The organism is Priestia sp. RMT2NF4 (assembly GCF_047872835.1).
Lineage (GTDB): Bacteria > Bacillota > Bacilli > Bacillales > Bacillaceae_H > Priestia > Priestia zanthoxyli.
Genome location: NZ_JBLQZO010000003.1, coordinates 728,856 through 741,197 on the forward strand (window position 1 = coordinate 728,856; position 12,342 = coordinate 741,197).

Annotated in this window: 14 protein-coding genes; 12 read left to right on the forward strand and 2 right to left on the reverse strand. The window is 38.0% G+C overall.

Annotated features, from left to right (window positions below; all coding sequences use genetic code 11):
- The first annotated feature begins 37 nt into the window (after positions 1-37).
- Positions 38-1,249 carry an EAL domain-containing protein gene (locus tag ACMX9J_RS17130; RefSeq protein ID WP_154991545.1) on the forward strand — a complete coding sequence of 404 codons (1,212 nt, stop codon included), beginning with the start codon at positions 38-40 and terminating at the stop codon, positions 1,247-1,249.
- Between the two features lie 156 nt (positions 1,250-1,405).
- Positions 1,406-1,888 (forward strand): DUF3993 domain-containing protein, encoded by a 483-nt coding sequence (locus ACMX9J_RS17135; RefSeq protein ID WP_033578404.1) that lies wholly within the window; start codon positions 1,406-1,408, stop codon positions 1,886-1,888.
- Positions 1,889-1,917: 29 nt separating this feature from the next.
- On the opposite strand, the gene ACMX9J_RS17140 is transcribed toward ACMX9J_RS17135, so the two are convergent.
- Positions 1,918-2,154 carry a glutaredoxin domain-containing protein gene (locus tag ACMX9J_RS17140; RefSeq protein WP_013056034.1) on the reverse strand — a complete coding sequence of 79 codons (237 nt, stop codon included), beginning with the start codon at positions 2,152-2,154 and terminating at the stop codon, positions 1,918-1,920.
- Between the two features lie 280 nt (positions 2,155-2,434).
- Between ACMX9J_RS17140 and ACMX9J_RS17145 the strand changes: the two genes are divergently transcribed.
- The 6 genes from ACMX9J_RS17145 (at position 2,435) to ACMX9J_RS17170 (ending at position 6,910) form a co-directional block, all read left to right on the forward strand.
- Positions 2,435-2,671 (forward strand): YkuJ family protein, encoded by a 237-nt coding sequence (locus ACMX9J_RS17145; RefSeq protein WP_013056035.1) that lies wholly within the window; start codon positions 2,435-2,437, stop codon positions 2,669-2,671.
- 382 nt (positions 2,672-3,053) lie between these two features.
- Positions 3,054-3,509 carry a cyclic-di-AMP-binding protein CbpB gene (cbpB, locus tag ACMX9J_RS17150; RefSeq protein ID WP_013056036.1) on the forward strand — a complete coding sequence of 152 codons (456 nt, stop codon included), beginning with the start codon at positions 3,054-3,056 and terminating at the stop codon, positions 3,507-3,509.
- A 99-nt stretch (positions 3,510-3,608) separates the two neighbouring features.
- Entirely contained in the window at positions 3,609-4,487 is an 879-nt protein-coding gene (locus ACMX9J_RS17155) for a LysR family transcriptional regulator (protein WP_013056037.1), read from the forward strand.
- A 129-nt stretch (positions 4,488-4,616) separates the two neighbouring features.
- Positions 4,617-5,336, forward strand: coding sequence for a 2,3,4,5-tetrahydropyridine-2,6-dicarboxylate N-acetyltransferase (gene dapD, locus ACMX9J_RS17160; RefSeq protein ID WP_098112880.1), 720 nt, complete (start codon positions 4,617-4,619; stop codon positions 5,334-5,336).
- Positions 5,337-5,480: 144 nt separating this feature from the next.
- Positions 5,481-6,608, forward strand: coding sequence for an N-acetyldiaminopimelate deacetylase (locus ACMX9J_RS17165; protein WP_014461009.1), 1,128 nt, complete (start codon positions 5,481-5,483; stop codon positions 6,606-6,608).
- 56 nt (positions 6,609-6,664) lie between these two features.
- Positions 6,665-6,910, forward strand: coding sequence for a YkuS family protein (locus ACMX9J_RS17170; protein ID WP_013056040.1), 246 nt, complete (start codon positions 6,665-6,667; stop codon positions 6,908-6,910).
- A gap of 34 nt (positions 6,911-6,944) precedes the next feature.
- On the opposite strand, the gene ACMX9J_RS17175 is transcribed toward ACMX9J_RS17170, so the two are convergent.
- A complete protein-coding gene (locus tag ACMX9J_RS17175; RefSeq protein ID WP_325075805.1) occupies positions 6,945-7,808 on the reverse strand; it encodes a mechanosensitive ion channel family protein in 864 nt (287 codons plus the stop codon).
- A gap of 356 nt (positions 7,809-8,164) precedes the next feature.
- Between ACMX9J_RS17175 and ACMX9J_RS17180 the strand changes: the two genes are divergently transcribed.
- The 4 genes from ACMX9J_RS17180 to ACMX9J_RS17195 all read left to right on the forward strand — a co-directional run bounded on the left by ACMX9J_RS17180 (position 8,165) and on the right by ACMX9J_RS17195 (position 12,342).
- Positions 8,165-8,713, forward strand: a complete 549-nt coding sequence (locus ACMX9J_RS17180) for a peroxiredoxin (RefSeq protein ID WP_014461006.1) — start codon at positions 8,165-8,167, stop codon at positions 8,711-8,713.
- Between the two features lie 102 nt (positions 8,714-8,815).
- Positions 8,816-9,262, forward strand: coding sequence for a TlpA family protein disulfide reductase (locus ACMX9J_RS17185; protein ID WP_028414116.1), 447 nt, complete (start codon positions 8,816-8,818; stop codon positions 9,260-9,262).
- A 187-nt stretch (positions 9,263-9,449) separates the two neighbouring features.
- A complete protein-coding gene (gene gnd / locus ACMX9J_RS17190; RefSeq protein ID WP_025749395.1) occupies positions 9,450-10,346 on the forward strand; it encodes a phosphogluconate dehydrogenase (NAD(+)-dependent, decarboxylating) in 897 nt (298 codons plus the stop codon).
- A gap of 259 nt (positions 10,347-10,605) precedes the next feature.
- Complete coding sequence (locus tag ACMX9J_RS17195; RefSeq protein WP_033578405.1) at positions 10,606-12,342, forward strand: ABC transporter ATP-binding protein; 1,737 nt, start codon at positions 10,606-10,608, stop codon at positions 12,340-12,342.

Genomic DNA, 12,342 nt, shown 5'->3' on the forward strand with positions numbered 1-12,342 from the left:
TACTAACGTAAAGTGAACAAGGAGAGGGGAGAGTTGAGTGGACCCGTTAGATGTATTAACAAACATAGAGAAAACTCTTCCGTATTATCAAGCAATTTTTAGTGCAGATGGACATAGAGTAATTGGCTATGAAGTGTTGGCGAGGTTTCAAAATGAAGGGGAAATTGAAAGTCTCGGCCCATTCTTTCATGATGATGCGATTCCGGATGAATATCGCATAGAAGTTGATTATGCTGTTTTAACACAAGCGCTCGAGCATATGTTGACCCAGGAAGAACAATTTTTAATTTTTATTAATCAGAACCCTAATTTATTAATGAACGATCATGGAGAATCCTTGCTAGAATTATTGCAACTTTTCGAAAATAAAGGATTATCGCTTGATCGAATTGTTCTCGAAATTACAGAACACAATTTTAGTGGAGATTTGGAATCGCTTCAACACTTACTAAAGTATTATCAAACATATGGTATTAAGATTGCAATTGATAATATAGGAAAAGAAAGTAGTAATCTAGACAGAATTGGGTTGCTGTCACCAGATATCTTAAAAGTAGATTTACATATTCTAAGACAAACGGACATGGCGCAGTCGTATCAAGACGTATTGTATTCTTTATCTCTTTTAGCAAGAAAAATGGGTGCTACGCTTCTATATGAAGATATAGAAGCCTCCTATCAGCTGCAGTATGCATGGAGAAACGGAGGCAGATATTTTCAAGGTTATTATTTACATAAGCCGTCTGCTGAACTTGTCGATCCGAACATCTTAAAGGATAAACTAAAGGAACGTTTCGAAATGTATATCGCTCATGAAAAGAAAAAGCTGCTTGCTGTTTACCAGCTGACGGAACGCTTTCAAGATAAAATGCAGCAGGTAATGACAAAGTGCAGAAAGCTAGAAACGTATGACGATATGCTGCCTGTTATTGCAGAAGAACTATCCAACGTGTGTTTTCGCCTTTACATCTGCGATGAAAATGGATTTCAAAAGTCTTCTAACTATGTAAAGAAAAACGAGGATTGGATTCTTGAGCCTGAATATGTAAAGAAAAATTGGAGCTGGCGCCCATATTTTCTTGAGAATATTATTCGAATGAGCTATGAAAAAAAAGGCATATTATCAGATTTGTATAATGATATTGAAACGGGTGAGAATATCCGGACTTTTTCGTATCCGATTGATAATATGCACTATATATTCCTTGATATTTCATATTCTTTTTTATATGAAAGAGACGTTTTGTAGAGAATATATAAGTTGAAGTTAAACCGGCAATCAGCAAAAGTGGTTGCCGGTTTTTTATGTTTTTTTAGAGGGGAACGACAGTCGGTTATAGAGATATGCATAGGCAGGGGAAATTTCGGAATTCTAATAAAAAAGAAGCGAAGGAGCTGAGTTAATTTGAAGAAAATATGCTTACTTGTCTTTTTGATGATGATCTTGTACTCAGGAAAATCTGTTCATGCAGAAGTGTCAGGAGAGATTAGGCATGAAATCTTTATAAATTTGCAGGACGCTTATCAGGCTCAGCTAAGAGCTGCGTCTGCCCATGCTAATCAAGATGCTGCTCGTGAGCTGAAATTATTTTTAGATGATGAGTATGCATCCGTATTTTTTAATGAGGCTCTCTTACAAAAAGCTCAAGGGTATGTCGGAGAGGGACCTGAATATTTAACACACTACATCCCTTTCTTTTCTTTCGATGAACAGACGAAGGTAGCTCTTCATTCCGACCAAAACAAAGCTTATGTCTATCAATTTTTTCCGGCTGTGCATAATGAACGAGTAAAATACCAAGATCATTATGAAATGATCACTTTAGTAAAAAAACAGGGGAAATGGAAGGTGCAAAAGCTTATATATAGTAAGAAACACTCAAAATAGCCGAGAAAAGCTTATTTTGAGTGTTTCTGTTACCCAATGTTCAGAAGCTTCTCAAGCGCTTGAAGGTCAAACCCTCTGATAATTTCCTGATCAACACGAATAGTCGGAGTGGAATAAGACTCTAACTCAGTAGTCATTCGTTTTCGAGCAGAAGCATCTTTAGATACGTCAAATTCTTTATAGGAAACGTGGTGATGCTGTAAAAACTGTTTAACAATTTCGCAAGGTGGGCAAGCTGGTTGTGTGTACAGCTCTATAGATCTCAATGAAAGCACCTCCCTATATCAAAATGAATGGTGTTAAAGTAGAATGAAGTTTTGGATGATACATAGTATATCGCTATGTTATTATAATAAAAAACGACATATATCGCTATAATAAGGCATTTTCTTATGAAAAATCACGTAAAGTACTTGTGTTTTTTTAGTATGTGGCATATAGTGAAATGGTGTCTTTTAAGTATTAGTTTAGATAAAGTACTTATTTGAATTGATATTGTAGAAAAGTCGAATGCGTAATGATGTAATAGGTGAAAGGAGAGATTATATGTCACAATTACAAGGTATTTTAACTCGTCTTGTGAATCTCCGTGAGCAAGCAAGTGGAAGTGAAGCGCCACAACGCTTCTTCGAAGTAGAGGGAAAAAGAATTTGCAGCGTGAAATATCATGCAAAAACTGAAACATACGAACTTGAAGTATATCAAGATGGTGAAAAGCCAGCTGTTTATCAATTTGATAACGTTGATATGATTGCAATTGAAATTTTTGAACTTATTCATTAAGGGATAAAGCAAAACGAATGCCGCAAAGGATTTTATACTTTGCGGCATTTTTTTGTTACTGCGTATGGAGTTTTTGCGGTGGCTTCTGCCCTATTTTCCCGAGAAATACCGACAAAGTGATAGCGGATTTTCTGATAAATGGAAGGAAAGGGTCGAATGCTGTAAAAAAAGCAAAATAAAAAATTCAGATAATTATGAACTTTCGTTGACACTTGTTTTAAAAAAATCTAGACTTAACATATAAGGGAGAACATCGAGTGTGTCTGATTCTATTCCCTTTTAAAGGTTCGCATTTACGTAAGCAAGCTATTTTCATTTTGTAGCTTGTTCTTTTTCTCTTTACACACGTGGAAGTTATGAGAAATGGAAGGAGAATGTATAAATGATTGATATTGATCACAATCAGTTAAATCAAATTGAACTTCGAGATTTGCTTGTCACTTCTGATAAAGTTGCTCATGTTCAAGTGGGAAATAATTTAGAACATGCTTTGCTTGTGTTAACAAAGACTGGCTATACGTCCATTCCCGTATTAAATCCAAGGTTTCAGCTGCAGGGGTTCGTGAGCATGACGCTTATTTTAGATTCGATTTTAGGGTTAAAGCGCATTGAATTTGAACGATTAGAAACCATGAAAGTAGAAGAAGTTATGAATCAAAATGTTCCTCGTGTCTCCATGAAAAAATCCGTATTAAAAGTCATAAATGCCATGATTAACCATCCTTTTTTGTGCGTAGAGAATGAAGATGGTATTTTTGAAGGGATTTTAACGCGAAGAAATTTGTTAAAGTCATTAAGGAGGCAGTCCATCATTCTCCCGAAAGAGTCATTTCAATAATTTTTTTAAGAAATCGTGTTTCAGCCTATCTTTCTCCGTTTTTTTCTTATATGATAAAGGTAAAATGAAAGTAAAAAGAGGCTTGAAAGGAATAACTGAATGCAATTAATAGAATGTCGAATGCTCGTTGTATTAGCTCAAGAATTAAATATGAGAAAAGCTGCAGAGAGATTATTTGTATCGCAACCAGCTTTATCACAGAGGCTGCAAACCATTGAAAAAGCATGGGATACACAAATCTTCATTCGTTCGCAAAAAGGACTGTCATTAACGCCTGCTGGAGAAAAGATTGTTCAATTTGCAAAAGAAGTAGTAGAAAAAGAAGATCGGGTTCGCGAGGACTTGCATCATTTAGATAATGAAGTATATGGTACACTCAAATTAGCGGTGGCTTCGATTATTGGACAGCACTGGCTGCCGGCGGTGTTAAAACGCTATATGGATCGTTACCCACATGCTAAAATCTCTCTTGTAACCGGCTGGAGCAGTGAAATGCTTCGCTACCTGTACGAAGATGAGGTACATATTGGAATCATACGCGGAAATCCGGATTGGAAAGGCGTCAAAGAACATTTGTTTACAGATCCTCTTTACCTAGTTGATTCAGAAATTGAAAGGGCAGCGGAAGTAGTAAATACTCATCGACCATTTATTCAATTTAAAAGTGACTCAACGTATTATCAAGAAATTTTAGAATGGTGGCATCGAGAGTTTCATACTACACCGAAGCGTACGATTGTAGTGGATCAGATTGAGACGTGTAAACAAATGGCTTTAAATGGTCTTGGTTTCGCTATTTTACCATCGATTGCTATCAAAGAAGCTGGAAGCCATATTCATCGGACGCCGCTTCTAAAAGCAAATGGCGAGCCAATTACACGAGACACTTCTTTAGTTGGATATGAATCAGCGTTTAAACTGAAGCAAGTTCGAGCATTTGTTGATATTGTACGTGAATACGTAAGAGAAACGGTCTAAAGCGAGCTCAGGTGCTCGCTTTTTTTATTTGCAATCGTTATCTTTTTATTAAAACGATAATGATGCTTGTCATTGTGAAAGCATTTTGTTACATTAAATGAGACATTGCTTACTTAGGAGGAATACATAATGAAAATGATGGATGCTAATGAGATTATCTCATTTATTCAAAACAGTACAAAATCAACACCGGTAAAAGTTTACGTAAAAGGTGAAGTAGAAGGAATTGACTTTGGTTCATCTTCTAAAACATTTGTAACGGGCAACACAGGTGTAGTATTTGGTGAATGGAAAGACATCAAAGCTGCTATTGAAGCAAACGAAGGAAAAATTGAAGACTACGTAATTGAAAACGATCGTCGCAACTCTGCGATTCCTTTATTAGATATGAAAGGAATTAAAGCCCGTATTGAGCCAGGCGCTATTATTCGCGATCAAGTTGAAATCGGCGACAACGCTGTTATTATGATGGGTGCATCGATTAACATCGGTTCTGTAATCGGTGAAGGAACAATGATCGACATGAACGTAGTACTTGGTGGTCGTGCAACAGTAGGTAAAAATTGTCATATCGGCGCAGGTTCTGTATTAGCTGGTGTTATTGAGCCACCTTCTGCAAAACCAGTTGTAGTAGAAGATGATGTAGTAATCGGTGCTAATGCTGTTGTTCTTGAAGGGGTAACAGTAGGTAAAGGTGCCGTAGTTGCTGCAGGTGCAATTGTGGTCGAAGATGTAGCTCCTTACACAGTAGTAGCAGGTACGCCAGCACGCGTTATTAAAGAAATTGACGAAAAAACAAAGTCTAAAACAGAAATCAAGCAAGAATTGCGTCAATTAAACGAAGAATAAGAAAAACGATCAGTTTGCGCTTTTTCTTTGCTGAATTAATAGGTTTTAGCGATTGGGATACTGAATCCTTAAACGTATCATATGGACAAGTTGGAAGCGTGGGCAACCACGCTTTCTTCTTTATTTCGTGAGGAGGACATACACATGGCTGAAAATGAATTTGTGAAAATAAGAAGAGAGCTACATAAAATTCCTGAATTAGGGTTTCAAGAGGTGAAAACACAGCGTTTTTTGCTTGATTATATTAACACTCTTCCGCAAGAGCGCTTAGAAGTAAAGACGTGGAAAACGGGACTCTTTGTTAAAGTACATGGTACAAACCCAACTAAAACAATAGGCTACCGAGCAGATATTGACGGTCTTCCTATCACGGAAGAAACGAATTATTCTTTTCAATCACAGCATGAAGGACTCATGCATGCCTGCGGACATGATATGCATATGGCCATTGGGCTAGGCGTACTGACTTACTTTGCTCAGCATGAAATCAAAGATAACGTACTGTTCATCTTTCAGCCTGCAGAAGAAGGTCCAGGAGGAGCACAGCCAATGCTCCAAAGCGATATCATGAAAGAATGGCTTCCAGATTTCATCTTTGCCCTTCACGTAGCTCCTGAATATCCGGTTGGGTCGATTGCGCTGAAGGAAGGGTTACTATTTGCTAACACGTCTGAGCTATTTATTGATTTAAAAGGAAAAGGCGGGCATGCTGCTTATCCACATACAACAAATGATATGGTAGTCGCTGCATGTCAGCTCGTTTCACAGCTTCAAACGATTGTTGCTCGCAACGTTGATCCGCTAGACAGCGCTGTAATTACAGTAGGAAAAATTCAAGGGGGGACGGTTCAAAATATTATTGCGGAGCGAGCTCGCATAGAAGGAACCATTCGCACACTATCTCCTGAATCAATGACGCGTGTTAAAGAACGAATTGAAGCGATTGTTAAAGGAGTAGAAGTAGGGTATCAGTGTGAAACAGCCATTGATTATGGATGTATGTATCATCAAGTATATAATCACCATGAAGTCACGCGAGAGTTTATGGAATTTGCCAAAGCGCAAACCGACGTGGATGTCATTGAGTGCAAAGAAGCAATGACAGGAGAAGATTTTGGCTATATGCTAAAAGATATTCCTGGATTTATGTTTTGGCTTGGCGTTCAGTCTGAATATGGGCTTCATCATGCAAAGCTGCAGCCTCATGAAGGCGCAATAGATACGGCGATTTCACTTATTACAAAATATTTTGAACATAAAGGCAATCAATAAATCGTATAATCATTTTTCCTTATGGCTAAATTAATACCATGAGGAGGTGGGCAACGATGGCACGAATTGGTGTAGAATACGGTTTAACAGATGTACAGGCTGCACTTCAGCAGCTCGGACATGAAGTGGTACAATTACGCAACGAAAGTGATGCACAAGGGTGCGATTGCTGTGTTGTAACAGGACAGGATTCAAACGTAATGGGGATTTCTGATGCAGTAACGCAAGGCTCAGTTATTACAGCTAGCGGATTAACGGCAGAAGAAATTTGTCAGCAAGTAGGCAACAAGGTACAAGGATAAAAGAAAGCCGAAGGAATAAATCCTTCGGCTATTTTTATGCATGCTGAGGCTGCTTGGCATCTTCAGGCTGCTTTTTATCAATATTTACTTGATGAGGGAACGGAATATCAATACCGTTTGCGTCAAATGCTTCTTTAAACTCTTTGCGAAGCTGACGTTCAACCCCCCACTGCTCACCGTTTTTAGCTTTGCCAACTACACGAAGCACAACGTCCGATGCGCCTAGACCTTGAACTCCTATCACGCTTGGTCCTTCTACAATGTTTTCATTTGTTGCAGCAACGCGCGCACATACTTTTTCTAGTACGGAAATTGCTTTGTCAATATCATCATCATACGAAATGCCAATATCAATCAACGCGCGCATATTGCCTCGGGAATGATTGCTTAAGCTTGTAATTTCACGGTTAGGCACATAGTGTAAAGTTCCATCAAATCCGCGAATTTGAGTAGTACGCAGACCTACTGATTCGACAATTCCTGAAAAACTTCCGGTTGTTACATAGTCGTCAACATCCAGCTGTTTTTCAAGAAGTAAAAAGAAACCTGTTACAACGTCGCTAACTAGTCCTTGAGCACCGAACCCGATTGCTAGACCCACAACTCCGGCACCGGCTAATAGAGCTGTCGCATGGATATTTACTGCTTCAAGCAGCATGACGACAAAAATAAAAATAAGTACATATGAAAACACATTAACGGTTAAACTTTTGAGTGTGAGCATGCGTCCGCGCGTAGTATTTTCGCGCTCACTCATTTTTTCAAAGGAACGCTCAATAACTTTTTTACCAATTGCTCGTACAAGTAAAAATACAATGGTAATGGCAATAAGTTTTAACACAATAACTCCAGCATTGGTAAGAAGCTGTTCCCAGTTGATGTCTTGCATCTTAAACATTCGTTGTTCATCCTTCCTATGTTCTGTTTCAATATTAATAAGTGGGAATTTATTCTGTGGAAAAGATTTTGTAAGAGTATGAGCACATTTGTTTATTCCCGATATTAGACATGCTAAACTGAGAAGGTAAATAAATGCAACCCTTTTATAGCATTTTTTTGCTGAAGTCAGGGTTTAATTTGCCCTAAAGGCGGGCATAACAACTATGTTACCATTATAAGATGTTGTTTAAATTCATTCTTAATTAATATTGACTAAAAAAACAATATCCATTATAATGAAAACCGTTATAACAGTACATAAGTGAGAATGTTTTATACATTTTCTCATTTAATAATTATTTGGAGGGATCATGTATGCCAGAACGTATGGTAGGTAAACAAGCTCCACGCTTTGAAATGGAAGCTGTATTATCAAACAAAGAATTCGGTAAAGTTAGCTTAGAAGAAAATATTAAAAATGACAAATGGACAGTATTATTCTTCTATCCAATGGACTTTACATTTGTATGTCCAACAGAAATCACTGCACTTTCTGACCGTTATGATGAGTTTGAAGATCTTGACGCAGAAGTAATCGGTGTTTCTACAGACACAATCCATACACACTTAGCTTGGATCAACACTGATCGTAAAGATAATGGTTTAGGTGATCTTAAATATCCATTAGCAGCTGATACAAATCACGTTGTTTCTCGTGAGTACGGCGTTTTAATTGAAGAAGAAGGTGTAGCACTTCGCGGTTTATTCATCATCAGCCCAGAAGGCGAATTACAATATTCAGTTGTAAACCACAACAATATTGGCCGTGACGTTGATGAAACTTTACGTGTTCTTCAAGCGTTACAAACTGGCGGACTTTGCCCAGCTAACTGGAAACCAGGTCAAGCTACTTTAAACGCGTAAGCACAACGTTTAAAAGGTCTAACGTCCACGTTAGGCCTTTTTTTCATCGGATAATAAAGAACATATAGTCAATAATAGTGAAAACAAGGGAGGCTTTTATTCATGAAATTACGTCAGCCAATGCCTGAGTTAACGGGCGCTACAGAATGGTTAAACGGAGAGGTTACAAAAGAGCAGCTAATTGGCGAAAAGCCAACGCTTATTCATTTTTGGTCAGTAAGCTGTCATCTATGTAAAGAAGCAATGCCTCAAGTAAATGAATTTCGCGACCAATACAAAGAACAACTAAACGTAGTAGCCGTTCATATGCCGCGCTCTGAAGATGATTTAGACTTAACAAAAATTAAAGAAGTAGCAGCAGAACACGATATTACGCAGCCAATTTTTGTAGACAGTGAACATAAATTAACGGATGCATTTGAAAATCAATATGTACCGGCATATTATGTATTTGACAAAACAGGTCAGCTACGCCACTTCCAAGCTGGTGGAAGCGGTATGAAAATGCTTGAAAAGCGCGTGAATCGTGTATTAGGCGAGAACGAATAAATACAGGCGGTTGTAACAGGTGAAAAGCATTCGATGCTTAGTAGAACTTGCATCGAATGTTTTTCTTTTTTGTGTGTAGGAAGTAACTGATAAAGGAAATATAAAAATGTGGATTTTTTCTTGTGAGTTTACACCATACTAACACTAACAACATGATACGAAACTTACTATTGGAGGTAATTTACATATGAAATTAGGTATGATTGGCTTAGGGAAAATGGGAGCAAACTTAGTATTGAATTTACTAGATCATAACCATTCTGTGGTAGCATTCGATGTGAACAACGAAGCCGTACAGAAAGTATCAGAAAAGGGAGCAGAAGGCGCTTCTTCCATTCAAGAATTAGTAAGCAAATTAGAAAAACCACGCATTGCTTGGGTAATGGTTCCAGCTGGAGAGCTCACAGAAAAAGTAATTTCTGAGCTTCAAGAATTACTTGAAGAAGGAGATATGATTATCGAAGGCGGTAATTCTAAGTATAAAGATTCCGTACGACGTGCTGCAGCTTCTGCTGAAAAAGGAATTCACTACTTCGATGTTGGAACGAGCGGCGGAATGGAAGGTGCCCGAAACGGCGCTTGTATGATGATTGGCGGAGATAAAGAAGCATTTGCTACAATCGAACCTATTTTCCGCGACATCAACGTAGAAAACGGCTATCTCTATTCAGGTGCAGCAGGAAGCGGTCACTTCTTGAAAATGGTTCATAACGGAATTGAGTACGGCATGATGCAAGCAATTGCTGAAGGTTTTGATGTGTTAGAGAAAAGTGAATTTGACTATGACTACGAAGCTGTAGCCCGCGTATGGAACAATGGCTCTGTTATTCGCTCATGGTTAATCGAATTAATGGAACGTGCATTTTCAAAAGATGCAAAACTTGACAGTATTAAAGGAGTTATGCATTCTTCCGGTGAAGGGAAATGGACGGTTGAATCAGCTTTAGATTTACAAGTGCCAACGCCAGTTATTGCTTTATCTTTAATGATGCGCTATCGCTCACTTGAAGATGATACGTTTACAGGTAAAGTAGTTGCCGCTCTTCGCAATGAGTTCGGCGGACATGCAGTGGAAAAACAATAAAAAAAGAAGCTGGGACAAAAGTATTTTAGACGAAGTGAAAAACGAACCATTGATCAATATGTTTGATTAGTGGTTCGTTTTTTTGTTTGAGTGAATAGTTTCGTCTTTAGATGGAATTCATTTAGCTATATCCCAACCTCTTTTTTATGACTATTTACCTTTTTTTGAAAAAATATCTAAAAATTATGGTAATTTATTTCGGGAACCGATATATTTAAATATGTGTGCCACATCTTAGCTAAGGGAAAGGACGGGGTATATGGGAACGTTTAAAAAACTAAAAGATTTTTATTTGCCGTACCGAATGTACTTTTTTTATTCTGCTATTTGCTTGTTATTTGTAACCTCCATCACTGTGATTTACCCTATTGTGCTGCAATATACGATTGATCATATCGTGTTAGGAAAACAATATCAGCTAGTCGATAATGTAGCATTTATTTTTATTGGACTGATGATCATCAAAGGAATCTTTACATATATTCAGCAATATTACGGCGACTTATTTGGAATTAAGTCCGTGTATACTCTTCGCAATAAACTTTATCGCAAACTTCAGTATTTACCGTTTTCTTATTATGACAATGCTAAAACAGGGGACTTGATGTCCAGGTTGACAGCTGATGTAGAAGGATTTCGTTTTTTTCTATCTTTTGGCTTCTCAGAATTAATTCGCTTCGTCATTTTACTTACTGCCAGCTTTTCCGTTATGTTCTATTACTCTATTTCACTCACTCTTGTCACAATCTGCCTGCTGCCTTTTTTGGGGGTAGCTGTTTATCGTTTTGATAAACGCGTTCATCCAGCGTTTCGCTTAATTCGCCAATCGTTTGGAGAACTTAATACAAATGTTCAAGAAAATATAAGCGGCATACAGACGGTCAAATCATTATCAAGAGAAAAATTTCAAACCTCTAAATTTAACGATTCCAACGGAGTTTATAAAAATCGAAACATTGAAACAGCGAATGTGTGGGCAACTTATTTCCCCTTAATGGAGTTTATAGGGAATTTATCTATTGTTGGTCTCCTTGCTTACGGAGGAGCGCTTGTTATGAACGGAAGCGTACGTCCTGGAGAGCTTGTTGCTTTCTTTAGCTTAACCTCTTATTTAATGTGGCCGATTATGAATCTAGGGTTTGTTATCAATATGTTTTCACAGTCTAAAGCTTCAGGTGAAAGGCTGCTAGAAATTTTAGAAGAAGAAGAAAAAGTCCATGAGCATGCCGGAAGTTTCTCTATTAATGGAACGGTCGAGTTTCAGCATGTTAGCTTATCCTATCCAAACGAGGATAAAAAATCGCTTGAGAACATATCGTTTTCTGCTTCTAAAGGGAAAGTAGTAGGTTTAATCGGTGCAACTGGAGCCGGCAAAACAAGCTTAACACAGCTGCTCACGAGGTTTTATGAACCGACTTCAGGACAGATCTTAGTTAACCATCGTCCGATTAAAGAGTATCCGCTCTCTGTTCTTCGGAAAGAAATTAGCTTTGTACTTCAAGAAACGTTTTTGTTCTCAAGCAGCATAGGAACCAACATCTCTTATGGCGTGCCGGGTATTTCTAGAGAAGACATTATTGATGCTGCAAAACGAGCGCAGGCGCATGATTTTATTATGGAGCTTCCAGATGGATATGATACGATGCTGGGAGAGAGAGGACTGGGGTTATCAGGCGGGCAAAAGCAGCGTATTGCGATTGCACGAGCGCTTATCTTAAATCCTAGTATTCTAGTATTAGATGATGCCACCAGTGCCGTTGATATGAAAACAGAAAGAGAAATTCAATTGGCTTTAAAAGAAGTGATGAAAAATCGTACGACGTTTATTATCGCGCACCGCCTTTCTTCTTTGCGACATGCCGATGAAATCTTGGTCTTACATGAAGGCCGTATAAAAGAGAGAGGAAGCCACGAAACGCTCATTCAAAAGCAAGGGATTTATAAAAACATTTACGACATTCAATATGAAAGTAGTACGTCGGTGATGAACGTATAA

What these genes read in the sequence shown, in the direction of transcription:
- gnd (WP_025749395.1), top strand. Translation starts at nt 9,450, where the DNA reads ATGAAATTAGGTATGATTGGCTTAGGGAAAATGGGAGCAAACTTAGTA.
- cbpB (WP_013056036.1), top strand. Translation starts at nt 3,054, where the DNA reads ATGATTGATATTGATCACAATCAGTTAAATCAAATTGAACTTCGAGAT.
- ACMX9J_RS17180 (WP_014461006.1), top strand. Translation starts at nt 8,165, where the DNA reads ATGCCAGAACGTATGGTAGGTAAACAAGCTCCACGCTTTGAAATGGAA.
- ACMX9J_RS17170 (WP_013056040.1), top strand. Translation starts at nt 6,665, where the DNA reads ATGGCACGAATTGGTGTAGAATACGGTTTAACAGATGTACAGGCTGCA.
- ACMX9J_RS17195 (WP_033578405.1), top strand. Translation starts at nt 10,606, where the DNA reads ATGGGAACGTTTAAAAAACTAAAAGATTTTTATTTGCCGTACCGAATG.
- dapD (WP_098112880.1), top strand. Translation starts at nt 4,617, where the DNA reads ATGAAAATGATGGATGCTAATGAGATTATCTCATTTATTCAAAACAGT.
- ACMX9J_RS17155 (WP_013056037.1), top strand. Translation starts at nt 3,609, where the DNA reads ATGCAATTAATAGAATGTCGAATGCTCGTTGTATTAGCTCAAGAATTA.
- ACMX9J_RS17145 (WP_013056035.1), top strand. Translation starts at nt 2,435, where the DNA reads ATGTCACAATTACAAGGTATTTTAACTCGTCTTGTGAATCTCCGTGAG.
- ACMX9J_RS17175 (WP_325075805.1), bottom strand. Translation starts at nt 7,808, where the DNA reads ATGTTTAAGATGCAAGACATCAACTGGGAACAGCTTCTTACCAATGCT.
- ACMX9J_RS17185 (WP_028414116.1), top strand. Translation starts at nt 8,816, where the DNA reads ATGAAATTACGTCAGCCAATGCCTGAGTTAACGGGCGCTACAGAATGG.
- ACMX9J_RS17165 (WP_014461009.1), top strand. Translation starts at nt 5,481, where the DNA reads ATGGCTGAAAATGAATTTGTGAAAATAAGAAGAGAGCTACATAAAATT.